The sequence below is a fragment of the Virgibacillus sp. W0430 genome (genome assembly GCF_051846935.1).
Lineage (GTDB): Bacteria > Bacillota > Bacilli > Bacillales > Amphibacillaceae > JBPYCR01.
On the sequence record NZ_JBPYCS010000001.1, the window covers coordinates 22,390 to 39,415 of the forward strand.

Annotated in this window: 14 protein-coding genes, 4 tRNA genes and 1 CRISPR repeat array; all 18 genes read left to right on the top strand. The window is 38.9% G+C overall.

Annotation, left to right across the window (positions count from 1 at the left end):
• Position 1 precedes the first annotated feature (1 nt).
• The 18 genes from cas1 (at position 2) to ACLIBH_RS00185 (ending at position 16,989) form a co-directional block, all read left to right on the top strand.
• Complete coding sequence (gene cas1 / locus ACLIBH_RS00100) at positions 2 to 907, top strand: type II CRISPR-associated endonuclease Cas1 (protein WP_439314643.1); 906 nt, start codon at positions 2 to 4, stop codon at positions 905 to 907.
• Between the two features lie 19 nt (positions 908 to 926).
• Positions 927 to 1,220, top strand: coding sequence for a CRISPR-associated endonuclease Cas2 (gene cas2, locus ACLIBH_RS00105; protein WP_439314644.1), 294 nt, complete (start codon positions 927 to 929; stop codon positions 1,218 to 1,220).
• 11 nt (positions 1,221 to 1,231) lie between these two features.
• The gene (locus ACLIBH_RS00110; protein ID WP_439314645.1) at positions 1,232 to 2,233 is read left to right on the top strand and encodes a hypothetical protein; all 1,002 of its coding nucleotides are present in this window, start codon (positions 1,232 to 1,234) and stop codon (positions 2,231 to 2,233) included.
• Between the two features lie 16 nt (positions 2,234 to 2,249).
• A CRISPR array of direct repeats spans positions 2,250 to 3,472; the repeat unit is 36 nt; unit sequence GTTTTAGCACCCTGTGATTTTAGGTATTAATGAGAC.
• A 242-nt stretch (positions 3,473 to 3,714) separates the two neighbouring features.
• A complete protein-coding gene (locus ACLIBH_RS00115) occupies positions 3,715 to 3,897 on the top strand; it encodes a hypothetical protein (RefSeq protein WP_439314646.1) in 183 nt (60 codons plus the stop codon).
• Positions 3,887 to 5,308 (top strand): amidase, encoded by a 1,422-nt coding sequence (locus tag ACLIBH_RS00120; protein ID WP_439314647.1) that lies wholly within the window; start codon positions 3,887 to 3,889, stop codon positions 5,306 to 5,308. Before ACLIBH_RS00115 ends, ACLIBH_RS00120 begins: the two co-directional genes overlap by 11 nt.
• Positions 5,309 to 5,708: 400 nt before the next feature.
• Positions 5,709 to 5,783: transfer RNA gene (locus ACLIBH_RS00125), tRNA-Glu, on the top strand.
• Between the two features lie 264 nt (positions 5,784 to 6,047).
• A tRNA-Thr gene (locus ACLIBH_RS00130) sits at positions 6,048 to 6,123 on the top strand.
• 52 nt (positions 6,124 to 6,175) lie between these two features.
• Positions 6,176 to 6,260: transfer RNA gene (locus ACLIBH_RS00135), tRNA-Tyr, on the top strand.
• A 10-nt stretch (positions 6,261 to 6,270) separates the two neighbouring features.
• Positions 6,271 to 6,345: transfer RNA gene (locus tag ACLIBH_RS00140), tRNA-Gln, on the top strand.
• Between the two features lie 406 nt (positions 6,346 to 6,751).
• Positions 6,752 to 8,041, top strand: a complete 1,290-nt coding sequence (locus ACLIBH_RS00145) for a hydroxymethylglutaryl-CoA reductase, degradative (protein ID WP_439314648.1) — start codon at positions 6,752 to 6,754, stop codon at positions 8,039 to 8,041.
• Complete coding sequence (mvk, locus tag ACLIBH_RS00150) at positions 8,031 to 9,008, top strand: mevalonate kinase (protein ID WP_439314649.1); 978 nt, start codon at positions 8,031 to 8,033, stop codon at positions 9,006 to 9,008. Before ACLIBH_RS00145 ends, mvk begins: the two co-directional genes overlap by 11 nt.
• A gap of 48 nt (positions 9,009 to 9,056) precedes the next feature.
• Positions 9,057 to 10,034 (top strand): diphosphomevalonate decarboxylase, encoded by a 978-nt coding sequence (gene mvaD / locus ACLIBH_RS00155; RefSeq protein WP_439314650.1) that lies wholly within the window; start codon positions 9,057 to 9,059, stop codon positions 10,032 to 10,034.
• 9 nt (positions 10,035 to 10,043) lie between these two features.
• The gene (locus ACLIBH_RS00160) at positions 10,044 to 11,144 is read left to right on the top strand and encodes a phosphomevalonate kinase (protein ID WP_439314651.1); all 1,101 of its coding nucleotides are present in this window, start codon (positions 10,044 to 10,046) and stop codon (positions 11,142 to 11,144) included.
• A 139-nt stretch (positions 11,145 to 11,283) separates the two neighbouring features.
• Positions 11,284 to 12,186 carry an arginase gene (gene rocF / locus ACLIBH_RS00165; protein WP_439314652.1) on the top strand — a complete coding sequence of 301 codons (903 nt, stop codon included), beginning with the start codon at positions 11,284 to 11,286 and terminating at the stop codon, positions 12,184 to 12,186.
• A 463-nt stretch (positions 12,187 to 12,649) separates the two neighbouring features.
• A complete protein-coding gene (cdaA, locus tag ACLIBH_RS00170; RefSeq protein ID WP_439314653.1) occupies positions 12,650 to 13,465 on the top strand; it encodes a diadenylate cyclase CdaA in 816 nt (271 codons plus the stop codon).
• Positions 13,465 to 14,685: a CdaR family protein gene (locus ACLIBH_RS00175; protein WP_439314654.1), complete on the top strand. Its 1,221-nt coding sequence runs from the start codon at positions 13,465 to 13,467 to the stop codon at positions 14,683 to 14,685. Before cdaA ends, ACLIBH_RS00175 begins: the two co-directional genes overlap by 1 nt.
• Positions 14,686 to 14,766: 81 nt before the next feature.
• Positions 14,767 to 16,113 (top strand): phosphoglucosamine mutase, encoded by a 1,347-nt coding sequence (gene glmM, locus ACLIBH_RS00180; RefSeq protein ID WP_439314655.1) that lies wholly within the window; start codon positions 14,767 to 14,769, stop codon positions 16,111 to 16,113.
• A gap of 207 nt (positions 16,114 to 16,320) precedes the next feature.
• Positions 16,321 to 16,989 (top strand): response regulator transcription factor, encoded by a 669-nt coding sequence (locus tag ACLIBH_RS00185; RefSeq protein ID WP_439314656.1) that lies wholly within the window; start codon positions 16,321 to 16,323, stop codon positions 16,987 to 16,989.
• Positions 16,990 to 17,026 lie beyond the last annotated feature (37 nt).

Below are 17,026 nucleotides of genomic sequence, written 5' to 3' on the forward strand. Positions count from 1 at the left end.
GGTGAGTTGGCGTATCGTCCATGTAGGGAATGTCGATCAATTATCATTACAATTAGATAATTTAAAAGTTGTCCAAAAAGATGTAGATGTCAAAATCCCATTACGTGATATCTTTGCATTAGTAATTGAAGATTTAGCTTGCAAGTTGACTAGTAGATTAATGGTTGAGCTTTCAAAGAATAATATACTCGTGTTACTATGCAATCAAAAATACTTGCCAGAATGCGTCATTCACCCTGTTTCTGGTCACTTTGGGCAACATAGGCAAATGATGAAACAATTAGGCTGGACAGATTCACAGAAGAAAGAATTATGGAAACTAATTATTCACCAAAAAGTGACAAATCAAGCAAATGTTATGCAAAGGTGTTCTGTTGACGATTATCGGATCGAAAAGATGAACGAGCTTTTAAGAAGCATCTCACCTGGAGACCGTACAAATATAGAAGGGCAAGCGGCAAAAATATATTTTAATAGTTTCTTTGAAGAAGGCTACACGAGAAGTAATCTGAATTTTATTGAAAATGCAGCTCTGAATTACGGGTATGCCATCATTCATTCGGCAATAGCAAGAACAGTTGTTGCAAAGGGATTAATACCGGGGCTCGGTGTACATCATAGAGGGGATCGCAACCCACATAACCTTGCTTCAGATATAATAGAACCATTTCGCCCGATAGTAGATTATTTTGTCATTAAACATCCGCCAGAGGCTTATCTTACAAAAGAATATAGAATTCATTTGATAAACTTGCTACATGCAAAAGTTGTTATAGATAATAAAGTACAAACGGTTATACGCGCCATTGAAATATGCATTAACTCATTATTTGATTATTTTGAGACTGGTAAATCAACGTCATTAAAGCTGCCCGATTTAGAGAAAATGAAGCTGCATGAGTTATAGGTTTGTGAGAGTAATGATCATGTTTGATTTACCAGTTGAAACAAAGGCGCAAGTAAGAACTTATACAAAGTTTAGAAAAGAGTTGATTAAGCAAGGGTTTTTAATGATGCAATACTCAATATATGTAAAGTCATGTCTTAATAAAGATGCCGCACATGGGACGATTAGTAATGTAAGGCGGTTTTTGCCAAAGGATGGTCATGTAAGATCTATGATAATTACAGAAAGGCAATTTGAAAAAATGACTATTTTAGTAGGAGAGTCGAATCGAAACCTTGAAATACTTGGCGAAAACAGAACAATTCAATTTTGAAGGTGAGAATAATGCAAATGCGTTGGCTTGTAAGTAATGGCGATGAAAAGTGGCAGCTGAACATGGCTTCCTATAGCTCTCTTTTTATAGATCACACTACTAATTTAGATTTATTTGTGAAACCAGTCATTGAATATTTTCAGCCTAGAAGCAAGCTTAAAGAAGCTGTATCAATAAAAGATATTAATGATGAGTATGAAGAAATAACGCATCATGCTTTCACTGCAATTGAAATATCGAATAATTACTTAAAAGAGGAGCCGGCGCTAAGTGCAAAATCTTATCTAAAGGCACAGTTAAAAACAGAATTACTAAACCATATTGAAACCGATGGGTATATGCAAACAATAAATTCTTTAGTTCAAGATTTAATTACGTCCTCACTAGATCCCTTGCCAATAAAAGCAAAGAATTTTACAGTCGACTCTCTATTAAAGCTGCTTGAAGTAGATCTTGCATTTTGTTCTGAGCGCACGATACACCAAAACCAACTACTCCTTCAGATAATCAAAAAACATCTAGCACATAAACATAAAAATTCCTTGATTTTATTTTACATGTATCCAGAGTTATACTTAAGTCCGAAAGAACAAATAAATATGAAAGAATTTCTTTATTCTTTAAGTAATGAAATGCATGTATTTGTCATAACAAGCTCCAGATTTTTTATGGCTAATGAGTTTGACGGTTGCAATTACTTTAATCAAGGCGAACAGCTATTTACGAATAGCTTTTTAGATGATTTAGAATGGGAAAGTCCGTTGCCTTTTGAAAGGGAATCACTAATCAAAAGTTTACTAACAATAAGTCAAAATCATTTAGATGCATTAGAGTTAAATCCTGTTGTATCTAATTTTAAGCAAGCAGATATAGTAACATTCTCTTCTATTGACTTATATGTAATAGTTTTTATTATGAAAAGGCTGAAACTTCAGTATATCTTACAACTAAATGAAGATAGAATAGAAAAGCCAGTATTGGAGTATGCTCTAGATGTCTATGAAAAAATGTGATATATTTTCATTACAGGTTTTAGCACCCTGTGATTTTAGGTATTAATGAGACCGATGCCGTGCCAAGCATAACGCTCGATAAGTTTTAGCACCCTGTGATTTTAGGTATTAATGAGACAGGAAGCGCCTTATCAATTCGTATATGAGCGTTTTAGCACCCTGTGATTTTAGGTATTAATGAGACGGGCGATAAGCCGATTACTCGATCGCAGGCGTTTTAGCACCCTGTGATTTTAGGTATTAATGAGACCGAAGCGTTGACGGATTATTAATTGGCGTAGTTTTAGCACCCTGTGATTTTAGGTATTAATGAGACGAACAGGCGGAATCGCAATTAATCACAGTTGTTTTAGCACCCTGTGATTTTAGGTATTAATGAGACCAGTAATAGACAATCATATCAACCCAGCAAGTTTTAGCACCCTGTGATTTTAGGTATTAATGAGACCATCTTCTGCTTGTCCTCCGATTGCAATATGTTTTAGCACCCTGTGATTTTAGGTATTAATGAGACTTTGTTCACTTCTTCCGCTTGTTGCTTCATGTTTTAGCACCCTGTGATTTTAGGTATTAATGAGACACGGGCGATGAGTTACAATTGCTTGAAGAGTTTTAGCACCCTGTGATTTTAGGTATTAATGAGACGCGATACTAACAAGCTACTATCGACGTATAGTTTTAGCACCCTGTGATTTTAGGTATTAATGAGACGCGAAATCATATCGAATTAGACATCGTTATGTTTTAGCACCCTGTGATTTTAGGTATTAATGAGACTAAATCCTATCATTTCCGCAGAAATAAAAGGTTTTAGCACCCTGTGATTTTAGGTATTAATGAGACGTAACCCCGAAGATACTAAAAAGAAGTATCGTTTTAGCACCCTGTGATTTTAGGTATTAATGAGACACCTCTGCATTGTGCTAGATATGAAGTCTCGTTTTAGCACCCTGTGATTTTAGGTATTAATGAGACGCTTTCCAGTTCTTTTCTATCCTGTCCGTGGTTTTAGCACCCTGTGATTTTAGGTATTAATGAGACATGGCTTTGACGAGGAGCGCAGCAGGAACAGTTTTAGCACCCTGTGATTTTAGGTATTAATGAGACGCGCTAATTGCGGCGCTGAACGGGCTGTTCGTTTTAGCACCCTGTGATTTTAGGTATTAATGAGACTACCGATCGAAACTATTCAACGTGGTTTGAGTTTTAGCACCCTGTGATTTTAGGTATTAATGAGACATCACCTTCCTAGTCTTAAAATTATTTAATTATTGTAATAAATTTGACTGTTCAGATGTGAAATGATAACATTGAGGCGACGCTCATAGAAAGCGCTTACATAATATAAGTTATTAGATTAGTATATACATATAAGACGCTATTAAATACGTTTATTTTCTTAGTAATCTATTTGTGTAAGCTATCTCGAGGCAATTTGCCTGTGAAGATAAATATTTATTTTATAAAGGAGGGCTTTTGATTTGTCTCTTACAGTAAAACAAATGCTGGAGAACAAAGGAATTAAGCCGAGAGAAGAACATTTAGGAATATTGGAAAAACGTTGGAAAGGGATGCAAGATCTAAGAGGCTCCTTAGACAAAGCCAACATAGATGATGCAGACATAAGCCTACGAAATATACCTGGGGGTGATCATGTTGAGTAAAGAGCTTGTAGCAAAATCCGTTGAGGAATTGGCACCGCTTATTAAAAACAAGGAGATTTCTCCTGTGGAACTTACAAAAGCAGTGATTGAACAAGCGGAAGCAACCCAGGACAAAATAAATTCATACATGGCCATCTATAAAGAAGAAGCAATGGAAGAAGCGAGAAAAGCGGAAGAAGAAATCAGTAATGGTATTTACCGTGGAATGTACCATGGGATTCCGATGGCCGTTAAAGATAATATTTATATGAAAGACAAAGTAACAACAATGTCTTCAAAAATTCACAAAGATTTTGTTTCGGATTATGACGCAACAGTCATAACCAAAATGAAGGAAGCAGGGATCATTTTTACTGGTAAATTAAGTATGCACGAGTATGCATGGGGGATAACGAATAATAACCCACATTATGGTGCAGTACGAAATCCGTGGAATTTAGACAAGATACCTGGAGGATCCAGTGGAGGATCAGGTGCTGCTGTTGCTGCAGATGCAACGGTTGCGACTCTAGGCACGGACACTGCTGGTTCCATTCGCATACCTTCGTCGGCAAACGGTATCGTTGGATTGAAGCAAACGTTTGGACGAGTTAGCAAATATGGCGTATATCCATTGGCTTGGACGCTTGATCATGTTGGCCCAATGACCAAAACAGTGAAAGATGCTGCTGGCTTATTACAAGTAATAGCTGGGTTTGATAGCAACGACCCTACCACGGTAGATGTACCAGTCGATAACTATTTGGAGCAAATAAGTGGAGACGTCAAAGGTCTGGTTATTGGTGTAAACGAGGAATACTTCTTCAATCGTGTCGATTCCGGAATTGAAAAATTAGTTCGTGCGGGAATTCAAAAACTTGTAGAACAAGGGGCTAAAGTAAAAGAGGTTAAAATTCCTACCCTGCAATATGCTGAGTGGGCAGAACTTGTTACGTCATTATCAGAAGCATCGACAATTCATCATAGTGACATGTTAAAACGGCCGGAGGATTTTGGTAATGACATTCGCATGCTGTTTGAATTAGGTGAACTTCCATCTGCGGTAGATTATTTGCAAGCACAGCAAGTAAGAAGACAATTAAAACAGGACTTTCAAAAGGCGTTTGAAGAAGTGGACATCCTTGTTGCGCCGACGTTACCGGTTCTACCAAATGATATTGGCGATGACTTTGCTGATTTAAATGGAGAGAAAGTAGATTTAATTGATAATATTATTCGTTTTATGGGGCCTTTAAACTTAACGGGTCTTCCAGCATTATCTGTTCCATGTGGAATTGATCAAGGTTTGCCAGTGGGGATGCAATTTATAGGTCCTGCCTTTAAAGAAGGTAGAATTTTGAATGCCGGTTACGCATTTGAACAAACAAATCCAATGCAAGGCAAAAGACCTAGCTTACTGGAAACGGTCTAAACCTTACTTAACCTATTGACCTCTTAGTTACTTATGTTTTATCTTTTATAATTAAGTTACATACGCTTGGATAAACTGCTGTATTTATCCGAGCGTTATTTTTTAAAATTACATAATTTTCACTAATGGTAAACGAGCACTCCTAGTAACATGCATTCTTGTAATACGAGTTAATCGTTTTGATCTTGATCTTTATTACAGTTTATTTATTCAAGGCGACGCTTTTCCATAATAGCGTTGCTATGAGCTATTTCGAGTGTATTTTATTCTTAACGTTATATATATAAAGGTGTTTTGTTTCTCTGAAAAATTTAATAATTAGAAAAATAATTTTAGGCTTTACAAAGGGGTTTTGTTTGGATATAATAAGATTCGTTGTTGGAAATCAGTCCACGTAACTGGCCCGTTGGTCAAGCGGTTAAGACACCGCCCTTTCACGGCGGTAACACGGGTTCGAATCCCGTACGGGTCACCATTTTGTTTTACAGCGCACTATTCCCTCTGCTAGTAATATTTTAAGCTCTTTATAAAAACATCCATTTTGTATATGAATTGCAGAGGTTTCGGTCAGCGATATAATTCACTTTTTATTCTTAGTGTATTGCGCAAACGACACGAAAGCCATCTATTAAATAGCCTAGAGTAACCACATGGCGCAAAACGTTATTAAGTAATTTAGAAAATGTAGGGTCAGAAATAGTAGCTGTTGTTTTTTGAAGAAAAACAAAATATTTTTAATGCCGGCCTAGCTCAATTGGTAGAGCAACTGACTTGTAATCAGTAGGTTGGGGGTTCAAGTCCTCTGGCCGGCACCATTTTAGAAACTATATTTTTTTGTATAATTTAAACGGAACTCGTTTACAATACGGAGGGGTAGCGAAGTGGCTAAACGCGGCGGACTGTAAATCCGCTCCCATCGGGTTCGGCAGTTCGAATCTGCCCCCCTCCACCATTTGTTGTTTTGGGCTATAGCCAAGCGGTAAGGCAACGGGTTTTGGTCCCGTCATTCCTAGGTTCGAATCCTAGTAGCCCAGCCATAACATTCTTATTATTGAGTTTATATTGAAGTATTTTAACAAATGCATAATGTGATACAAACACTAATTATTCTAAACAAGGTCATTATATATGACCTTGTTTATTTGCATTTTAAGGTTTTTTTTAACATAATGGATACAGTTATTTTTATTAAAACGTTTTTCATATAAAGAATTTTATACTAAAAGATAATCGGCTTCTGTTGTATAATAAGAAGGTAGCATATAGTTGTTAAATGATTTATTCATGTTTTTGTTGATTTTGCGGAGAGTAGTTATTCTTAAATTAAATAGGATTGTCTTATTTGTTTATAAATTGTTTTTTAATTTGCTTGTGTCTATGTATAATAGACAAAGGTATGAACCGTTTTATAATTAAAGATGCAACTGTAAAAGGGTGAGTGGAATGGAAACCTCCAGGATTCCTGGATTCTACAACATGACTGTTGAAGAAAGAAGAGAAATTATTGCAAAATTGTATAACATAACGGATAGAAGTCAGTTGTTTTCAGAGCAACCTTTAAAAACGGAAACGGCTGATAAAATGATAGAGAATGTAATAGGTACGTTCCCACTTCCATTAGGACTTGGGTTGAATTTCTTAATTAATGGGCAGGAATATGCGGTCCCGATGGCGATTGAAGAAGCATCTGTAGTTGCTTCTGCCAGTTATATTGCAAAAATAGTAAGGGGTGCCGGCGGGTTTCAAACAGAAGCGACGGAACGTATTATGATTGGACAAATTCAAGTGGTCGGCTGTGAAGATATTTACGCAGCAAAACGAGCTGTATTAGAAGCAAAGGAATCGTTAATACAGGCTGCGAATGCTGCATACCCGAGTATGGTTGCTAGAGGTGGAGGAGCAGAAGGGCTTGATGTTCGTATATTAAATGAAGATGCATCTTCGGCATATTCACAGATGCTTGTCGTACATTTATATGTAGATACTTGTGATGCAATGGGCGCTAATATCATTAATACAATGGTGGAAGCTTTAGCACCTACTGTAGAGGAGCTTACGAACGGCAAGGTATATTTACGCATACTCTCTAATTATGCAGACCGCTGCCTCGCGCATGCGAAATGTGTAATTCCACCAAAATTGTTGAAGTCGGAAGGCTTTTCTGGCGAAGAAGTACGTGATGGAGTAGTTCATGCATACGAGTTTGCTGCTTCCGATCCGTATCGAGCAGTAACACATAATAAAGGTATTATGAATGGGATCGACCCAATTGTAATTGCTACGGGCAATGATTGGAGAGCTGTCGAAGCAGGGGCGCATGCTTATGCAGCGAGAGATGGGCATTATGGATCAATGACTTCATGGACTGTAGACGGCGAAGGGAACTTAGTAGGCGAATTAGAGCTGCCTATGTCAATCGGAACTGTCGGTGGTGCAACACGCGTACACCCAATGGCAAAATTGGCGCTCGATATTTTAGGAAATCCATCGGCAAGTGAGTTAGCTCAAATCATGGTTGCTGTAGGACTTGCACAAAATTTAGGTGCTTTGAAGGCCTTGGTGACGGATGGAATTCAAAAAGGTCATATGGCGTTACATTCACGTTCTGTTGCAATAGCGGCAGGAGCTACCGGGGAGATGATTGATATCGTGGCTGAGAAGTTAGTTCAATTAAAGGAAATCCGTGTTGGAAAAGCTGAAGAAATTATGGAAACGTATAAAGATGACCGCTGAAAAAGTAACAACTACGGATAAAATAGCTACTGGTGTAGCTCATAGTAAGTTGATTTTAGTTGGAGAGCATGCGGTTGTACACGGACAACCGGCCATTGCTATTCCATTTCCATTAGTTGGTGTTGAATCCGTAGTTGAACACGTAATTGGTACAGTTACAATAGATAGTAGTTTTTATCACGGGCCGATTGACTCTGCTCCCCCAGCATTAGCGGGGATTGTGAGCTGTATAAAGGGCACGTTGGAGTTTTTGAATAAGCCATGTAAAGATTTATTAATTCGTATTAAGTCTTCGATTCCTCCAGGAAAGGGACTAGGATCGAGTGCATCGGTCGCTATTGCTGTGATTAAGTCGCTTTTTACGTATACAGATACAAAGTATACGAAGGAACAGCTGCTCAGCTTAGCAAACATTGCCGAAACACACGCGCACGGTGCGCCGAGTGGTATTGATCCTTTAACGATTACATCGGACTGTCCAATTTGGTTTGAACGCGAGGGTACTGTTGATTTTATTAAACCGAAAGAGGATCTTTATTTTATTGTAGCCGATTCAGGACGAATGGCAGATACGCGTACAGCTATCGAGTCGGTAACAAGTTTATTGAAGTCTGCACCGAAAAGAATCCATTCGAAAATAGAGCGTATTGGGGAAATTACCTATCAAGTGAGAGAAGCTTTGGAAAAGGCGAGCAAGCATTTGCTAGGACAACTTCTAACGGAGGCGCAAAAAGAGCTGGAGTCTCTCGGAATTAGTGATGCTGGTCTAAACCGGTTAATTTATTATGCACTGCAAGAAGGTGCATTGGGGGCGAAGCTAACAGGTGGTGGAAATGGAGGCTGTATCATTGCATTAGCTCGTAATGAAGTGCACTCCCACCAATTAAAAGAGAAATTGAAGCGGTTTGGAGCTCATGCTGTTTGGTCTTTTGTGCTTCGTCACAGAGACGAGCAGACGTGCGAATAGGCAAAAGCTTATAATTATACAGATAAATATGCTAAAAGGAGACAAGTCATGAAGGCTACAGCGAGAGCCCATACGAACATAGCGTTGATTAAGTATTGGGGTAAACGAGACGAGGAAAAGATTTTACCAACGAATAATAGTTTATCTTTAACCTTGGATGGCTTTTACACAACAACGACTGTTACTTTTAACGAGGATGCCACTGAAGATACTTTTGTTTTAGATGAACAAGTTGTTTCTGGTGAAGCTTATGAGCGTGTTTCGCGTTATTTAGATATTATTCGCCGGTATGCGGGAAAAGAAAATATATTTGCAGACGTTTATTCTATAAATGCAGTCCCTACAGCGGCAGGCTTTGCTTCGTCTGCATCGGGATTTGCGGCTTTGGCGGCTGCAGCAACACGTGCGCTTGGCTTAGATATAACTGACCAAGAGCTTTCGATGTTGACACGGCAAGGTTCTGGTTCGGCTTGTCGTTCGATTTATGGAGGCTTTGCCGAATGGGAAAAAGGGAAAAAGCTAGATGGATCTGATTCGTATGCCGTACCGATCGTACCTGCTAATTATTGGGATGTTCGTGTGGCGGCGGTTGTTTTGTCAGCGGAAAAGAAGGATATATCGAGCCGAGCTGGAATGAAACGGACGGTGGATACGTCTGTATTTTATCAAGGTTGGCTAAATCATATACCAGACGATTTAACGGAAATAAAAGCAGGAATAATGGATCGGGACTTTGAAAAGGTAGGTCAAATCGCGGAAGCAAATTGTTTAAAAATGCATGCAACGACTTTAGGTGCGAACCCTCCATTTACGTATTGGCACGACACGACGATGGCTGTTATGCAAACCGTTCAAACGATGCGCGCTACCGGTATTCCGGTATTTTTCACGATCGATGCCGGTCCGAATGTAAAAGTACTTTATCTACCGGAGCATGAAGCAATTGTTGAAAAAACATTGCAAGAAGCACCTGGAGTATCGGACGTTATACTAAGTCGTGCAGGAAATGGAATATCCTATATATAGGGGTTGGACATGTTGTCTCAGAGATCAATAACGGTAAAAGTACCTGGGAAACTAATGGTAGCTGGTGAATTTGCAGTTTTAGAACCGCATCATCAATTGGTAGTAACTGCGGTAAACCGCTTTGTTTATGCAACGATCGATGCCAATAGCGATAATCAGCTAACATTGGAAAACTTCGGGATCAACCAAGTAAGCTGGAGTTATCAATATAATGCACTGGAGATCCGTTCAAATGATGAACGGATTCGTTTTGTTGCGGCAGCGTTGCAAACAGTATTGGACTATCTTTATGAAAGTAATATCAAGCCGGAGTCCTTTTCTTTGTCAATTAAAAGCGAATTGGATGATGCGACTGGAGTGAAATATGGTCTCGGTTCGAGTGCGGCTGTCGTTACGGCGGTTGTATCTGCTGTTTTAAATAAATATTTACCGGCACCTCCGCCAGAACAGCTCGTTTTTAAGCTTGCAGCTATCGCACATGTGAAAACGCAAGGAAACGGCTCTGGAGCAGATATTGCTGCATCTGCTTATGGTGGCTTATTACAATATGCTTCCTTTCAAGCGGAGTGGTTAATAGCACAATATAAACAGGCTTCAAGTGTGCAATCGTTAGTGAATAAGGAGTGGACTTATTTTTCTATTAAACGATTACAATTGCCAAGCACGATTCGCATGTGTATTGGTTGGACGGGTAAGCCTGCCTCCACAGCTAAGCTCGTTAATCGAATATTACAACTCAAAAAGACGGACAAAGCTTCATATGAACGCTTTCTTCACTCGAGTGAAACGGCAGTTAATATGTTTTTGAACGGAATAATTGAAAATAATATTCCGCTTTTTATGGAAGGCATTCATAAAAATAGATTAGCATTGGCAGCAGTTGGTGATGCAGCTCAGGTAGCGATTGAGACGAACCAACTAAAAAAACTAAGTGAATTGGCAGCACAGCATGGAGGGGCTGGTAAGCTATCTGGAGCTGGAGGTGGCGACTGTGGAATTGCCTTTGTAGCTTCAAGCCAAGCGTCGAATGCATTAATGCATGCATGGGAACAGTTTGGTATCCGCCCGCTAGCACTTAAACCTTATCCAAAGGGTGCTCAGATAATTTAATTCGTAATTACATCCTTAACCCATACCGTAGGAAGGTGTGGGTTTTTCTAATTGCATAAGTGTATAAATATACATTATTGTGTCGGGTTGAGTCATTGCTCTTTTTTTGGGTAAAATAAAAAAGAGGGAGGCATACGTCATGAAAAATAATATTTCGATTATTGGTGTACCAATGGATTTAGGGCAAAGTCGCCGAGGTGTTGACATGGGCCCTAGTGCGATTCGTTATGCAGGGGTTGTAGATAGATTAGAAAAGTTAAATTATAGTGTAGATGATTTAGGAGATATAGCGATATCGCGTCCAGATAAAGCGCATGATGCAAGAGAAGGGAATTTGCGAAATTTAAAGCAAATTGCAGAGGCGAATGAACGATTGGCACAATTGGTTGATGCTCAAATCAAAGAAGGGAAGTTCCCGCTCGTATTAGGAGGCGATCATAGTATAGCTATTGGAACTCTTGCCGGGGTTGCCAAGCATTATGACAATTTAGGTGTTATTTGGTATGACGCTCATGGAGATTTGAATTCCGAGGAAACATCTCCATCAGGGAATATTCACGGAATGCCGCTAGCTGTTAATCTCGGGATTGGAAATGAAAGTCTAACAAACATTCTCGGTTATTTTCCAAAGGTTAAACCAGAAAATGTAATTGTGATTGGTGCAAGAGATCTTGATCCTGGTGAAAAGGAGCTTATTGCAAAGCTTAATCTACAAGTATATACAATGCACGAAATTGACCGAGTAGGAATGCCAAAAGTGATGGAAGAAGCGATATCTTATTTAAAAGAGAGAACGGATGGTGTCCATTTAAGTTTGGATTTAGATGGATTAGACCCAACAGAGGTCCCGGGTGTAGGTACGCCCGTATTAGGCGGTATTTCCTATCGTGAAAGTCACTTGGCAATGGAAATGCTTCATGAATCTGAAATTATTACGTCTGCGGAATTTGTAGAGGTTAATCCGATTTTAGATGAAAAAAACAAGACAGCTTCCGTGGCTGTTGCATTAATGGGCTCTCTTTTTGGGGAAAAGTTAAAATAGAGTCTTACTTGATTGAATTAAATGAGGATGGAACATAACGAAGTTGCTAAATTAAAAATCCAAATAATGAATGAGATTAGCTATACGGATCCTTATTGAAACAAAGAGCGTATTTCTCTTTGCGATGTTTTGCTCCATAAGCGGTCTTTGTTTCTGTTGGAGGACTGTTATCCGTTTGCGACAAAAAACACTGTGCATGCTCACATGAACCGGTGTCACATTTTTGTCTCACTTGTGAAAGTGAAGGACATTTCCGTAGCGGGTAATAGTGTACTTCTAATTGTTTTTCGGCTTTTACTAGATGGCATACGTTTGTTCCAGCCTCATTGCTTTTTGTAAACGGATTCGGTATGCTGGCAGTGGACATTTAGAGCTGAAGCTTTCAAGCGCTTTAAATACCGGTCGATTATGGTATAATACCGAATATACAGGTTAGAACTTTAAAGGGTAAGGGTGTGAAAACATGCTTGATGGGGGATTTGATTTATTTAATTGGTTACGAATAGGCGTAGATATAGCTCTCGTCTGGTATGTTTTATATAAATTAATTATGATCATTCGTGGTACGAAAGCAATTCAATTGCTAAAAGGTATATTTGTTGTAATTGTCGTTTGGTTGCTTAGTATCTTATTTGATTTACAAACAATTCAGTGGATAACGAACCAAGCGATTTTATGGGGCTTTCTCGTAATTATTATTTTGTTTCAGCCTGAGCTTAGAAGGGCACTCGAACAATTAGGTAGAGGGAGCATATTTACAAGGAGCAGCAAATCAGAGGAAGAGCTTTTGGAGAAGATGATCGATTCTATTGTTAGCTCCTGTACATATATGGCCAAAAGGCGGATTGGTGCTTTAATAACAATTGAACGTGAAACCGGTATAGGCGACTATGCAGAAACAGGCATTCATATTAATGGCCATTTGACGCATCAATTATTAACTAATATTTTTACACCGAACACTCCTTTGCATGATGGAGCAGTTATCATTAAGGGGGAAACGATCGTTGCAGCGGCTTGTTATTTGCCACTATCGGAAAATGCTTTTATTTCTAAGGAGCTGGGCACTAGACACCGAGCGGCGATGGGCATAAGTGAGGTTACAGATGCACTAACGATTGTCGTTTCTGAGGAAACAGGTAATATCGCGTGTACAAAAAATGGAGAAATGCGTAGAGAGTTAACAGAAGAAGAGCTACGAAAAGTGTTGCTCAGTAATTTATCGCAAAACCTAAAAACCTCTGAATCGAAGGCTCGCAACAGAGGAGGGGAAAAATAATGGATAATTGGTTTAAAAGCAAATGGTTTGTCCGTATTGTTTCCTTAGCTTTTGCAATTTCATTGTATGTTTTTGTTAGTATTGAAATCGATGATTCAAAGGATGATTCCAGAATTTTTCCAGGTGTCTCACAAGATACTCAAACATTAGACGATGTTCCTGTGGAAATTAAGATTGATGCGGATCGATATGTCGTAAGCGGAGTTCCTGAGTTCGTTTTGGTAACGTTGGAAGGTGCCAATAGTGTGCTAACACCAACGGTAAGACAACGGAACTTTTCTGTATTTGTTGATTTACAAGATCTTGGTGAAGGGGAACATACCGTTGAAATAGAGTATGCAAATTTACCGAATGATCTATCGGTTTATATTGAACCAAAGACAATTGATGTTGTAATTGAAGAGCGTTCATCAAAAGAATTTGCAATTACTATTGATTTATTAAATGAGGATCAGCTTCCGGTCGGGTATGAGCTTGGAAAGCCGACGATCAGCCCAGATACGGTTACGATTATTAGCTCCAAAAATATTATAGACCAAATCGCAATGGTTAAAGTCTTTGTGGATGTATCGGGCTTAACGGAATCTATAAACAGCCGAGAGTTGCCAATAAATGTGTACGACAGTCAAGGAAATGAACTTAATGTCCGAGTTGAGCCAGAAAATACAGTGCTTTCGTTAAGTGTAGACAACCCTAGTAAAATTGTGCCTCTAGATGTGCCTACGAAAAATGAGTTGCCTGAAGGGTATGAGCTTACTTCAATTAAAGCAGAACTAGAGGAATTAGAGATCTTTTCGACATCGGATGTATTAAAAGATATTGAGCGAGTATCAACTGAGGCGATTGATCTTTCTAATATCAAAGAGTCTGGTACGATAAAAGTGCCGCTAAGTTTAGGGAAAAATGTTATTGCGTCTGTAGATGAGATTGAAGTAGAAATTGAAATTGAACAAACAAAAGAACTTACTGATGTATCCATTCATATCGATGGTACCGAAGAAGAAAATGTTGCTTTTATAGAACCAAATAACCCAATTATGAGCGTTATTGCTGTCGGTAATGAAAAAAACGTTAGAGACATTAAAGCAGAGGACATTCTCGTATCAATTAACACAAGTGGACTAGGTGTTGGAGAGCACCAAGTCCCTGTGTTGATTAATGGACCAGAACAAGTAACTTATCAAGGCGAATATGAAGAAGTAACGATTGAAGTGAAATAGGAGAATGACATTAAAGTTAAATCTCAGACAGCGTTGAATAATCGCTCTTATGTTACATATGAAATAAAGGGGAGATATAGTGTGGGTAAATATTTTGGTACAGACGGTATTCGAGGAATTGCAAATGAAGAATTAACGCCAGAGTTAGCGTTTAAAGTAGGTCGTGTTGGCGGCTACGTGTTGACAAAAGGAGTAGAAAGACCAAAGGTTTTAATTGGTCGTGATACACGGATATCGGGACAAATGCTCGAAAATGCCCTTGTTGCTGGCTTGCTTTCTATTGGAGGAGAAGTAATGCGATTAGGCATAATTTCGACACCTGGGGTTGCTTATTTGACGAAGGCGAATAGCGCAGAAATGGGTATTATGATTTCTGCATCCCACAATCCAGTAGAGGATAACGGGATTAAAATATTCGGTTCAGATGGATTTAAGTTAACAGATGAGCAAGAAAATGAAATAGAACGGTTAATGGATAGTACAGACGATTTGCCACGTCCAGTCGGGGCTCATGTTGGTGTCGTTAATGATTATTTTGAAGGAGGTCAAAAATATCTTTCCTTCTTGAAAGAGACGGTTGACAATGATTTTGATGGGCTACACATTGCACTTGATTGTGCGCACGGGGCTACCTCTAGCTTAGCGACGCATTTATTTGCTGATTTGGAAGCGGAAATAGATACAATAGGCTCGTCTCCAGATGGCGTAAATATTAATGATGGTTTCGGGTCAACGCATCCAGAAACATTGCAAGCGTTTGTTCTGGATAAGAAAGCGGATATCGGTCTAGCATTTGACGGAGATGGTGATCGCCTTATCGCTGTCGATGAAAAAGGATCAATTGTTGACGGGGATCAAATTATGTTCATTTGTGCAAAGTATATGCATGAAAAAGGCTTCTTAAAGCAAGGGACGATTGTGTCGACGGTTATGAGTAATCTAGGGTTTTATAAAGCTTTAGAAAACAATTCAATTAAAAGTGTGAAAACAGCTGTAGGAGATCGTTATGTAATGGAAGCGATGCGTGAAGAAGGGTATAACCTTGGGGGAGAACAATCGGGTCATATCATCTTTCTTGATCATAGTACGAGTGGAGATGGGATGCTCTCAGCATTGCAGCTCGTTAACATTATGAAAGAAACGGGCAAGCCTTTATCGGAATTAGCCTCAGAGATGACTGTATTTCCGCAAGTGCTGAAAAATGTTCGTGTTATTGATAAGCAACGCGCTTTAAGCAATCCGAAGATTTTGGATGAGGTGGACAAGGTAGAAAAAGAACTTGGCGACCAGGGGAGAGTTCTAGTTCGTCCTTCGGGAACGGAGCCACTCGTGCGAGTAATGGTAGAAGCACCAACGGAAGAAGCGTGTAAAAAATATGCCGATCAAATTGCCCACGTTATTGATGATTTGTTAGGGATAAAAGAATAATATGTACCAATGAAAATCGGTCTGGACGACCGTGTGAAAGTATGGCGTACAATAAAACGAATGTCAACAGGAGTCGTTCGTAGTTGTACAACTGCTTTTACATAATTTCTTGTACGAAAAGGACTGTTCTCTATTATGGAGAGCAGTTTTTTTGAAAAAAATATACAACAGGAGCGTCTATATCCTAAAAAAAAGGAGTTTTGAGAAATGCATTCAATTTTAGTCGTTGACGATGATCCGAATATTCGAGAATTGGTAGGGTTTTATTTAAAAAGAGAAGGCTATCATTTCGTGGAGGCGGCTGATGGTAAAGAGGCTTTAGAAAAGCTGGAGATCAATACGATTCAACTTGCCATTGTTGATATTATGATGCCGAATATGGATGGGTATGAGCTATGTGAGCAAATTCGCTCCTATTATGATATTCCGATCTTAATGCTTACAGCAAAAGGAGAAATTACGGATAAAGAGAAAGCATATGCTGCAGGAACCGATGATTATGTTATTAAGCCTTTTGAGCCGCAAGAAATACTATTTCGTGTAAAAGCGTTACTTCGGAGATTTCAAATGGTCAATGAGGAAAGCATTCATATCGGTAATTTAGTTATTGATAGAAATAATTATGAAATTGATCTTTTAGGGAAACGTCTCGTACTTCCTATGAAGGAATTTGAGTTGCTTGCTCAATTTGCAAGCTATCCAGGGCGTACATTTTCAAGAGAGCAGTTAATTGAGCTTGTTTGGGGCTATGATTACGATGGAAACGATCGTACAGTAGATGTGCATGTGAAGCGGTTGCGGGAACGATTTAATGGTGATTTAGCAGGTTTTTCTATTCGAACAATTCGTGGACTAGGGTATAAGCTTGAAGAGTAGAGCAAATGTAAATATTAGTGTCGTTCAAGCTGAAGGG

Coding starts and splice junctions, on each gene's coding strand:
- cas2 (WP_439314644.1), top strand. CDS start 927: ATGTTTGATTTACCAGTTGAAACAAAGGCGCAAGTAAGAACTTATACA.
- ACLIBH_RS00110 (WP_439314645.1), top strand. CDS start 1,232: ATGCAAATGCGTTGGCTTGTAAGTAATGGCGATGAAAAGTGGCAGCTG.
- ACLIBH_RS00120 (WP_439314647.1), top strand. CDS start 3,887: ATGTTGAGTAAAGAGCTTGTAGCAAAATCCGTTGAGGAATTGGCACCG.
- ACLIBH_RS00145 (WP_439314648.1), top strand. CDS start 6,752: ATGGAAACCTCCAGGATTCCTGGATTCTACAACATGACTGTTGAAGAA.
- mvk (WP_439314649.1), top strand. CDS start 8,031: ATGACCGCTGAAAAAGTAACAACTACGGATAAAATAGCTACTGGTGTA.
- mvaD (WP_439314650.1), top strand. CDS start 9,057: ATGAAGGCTACAGCGAGAGCCCATACGAACATAGCGTTGATTAAGTAT.
- ACLIBH_RS00160 (WP_439314651.1), top strand. CDS start 10,044: ATGTTGTCTCAGAGATCAATAACGGTAAAAGTACCTGGGAAACTAATG.
- rocF (WP_439314652.1), top strand. CDS start 11,284: ATGAAAAATAATATTTCGATTATTGGTGTACCAATGGATTTAGGGCAA.
- cdaA (WP_439314653.1), top strand. CDS start 12,650: ATGCTTGATGGGGGATTTGATTTATTTAATTGGTTACGAATAGGCGTA.
- ACLIBH_RS00175 (WP_439314654.1), top strand. CDS start 13,465: ATGGATAATTGGTTTAAAAGCAAATGGTTTGTCCGTATTGTTTCCTTA.
- ACLIBH_RS00185 (WP_439314656.1), top strand. CDS start 16,321: ATGCATTCAATTTTAGTCGTTGACGATGATCCGAATATTCGAGAATTG.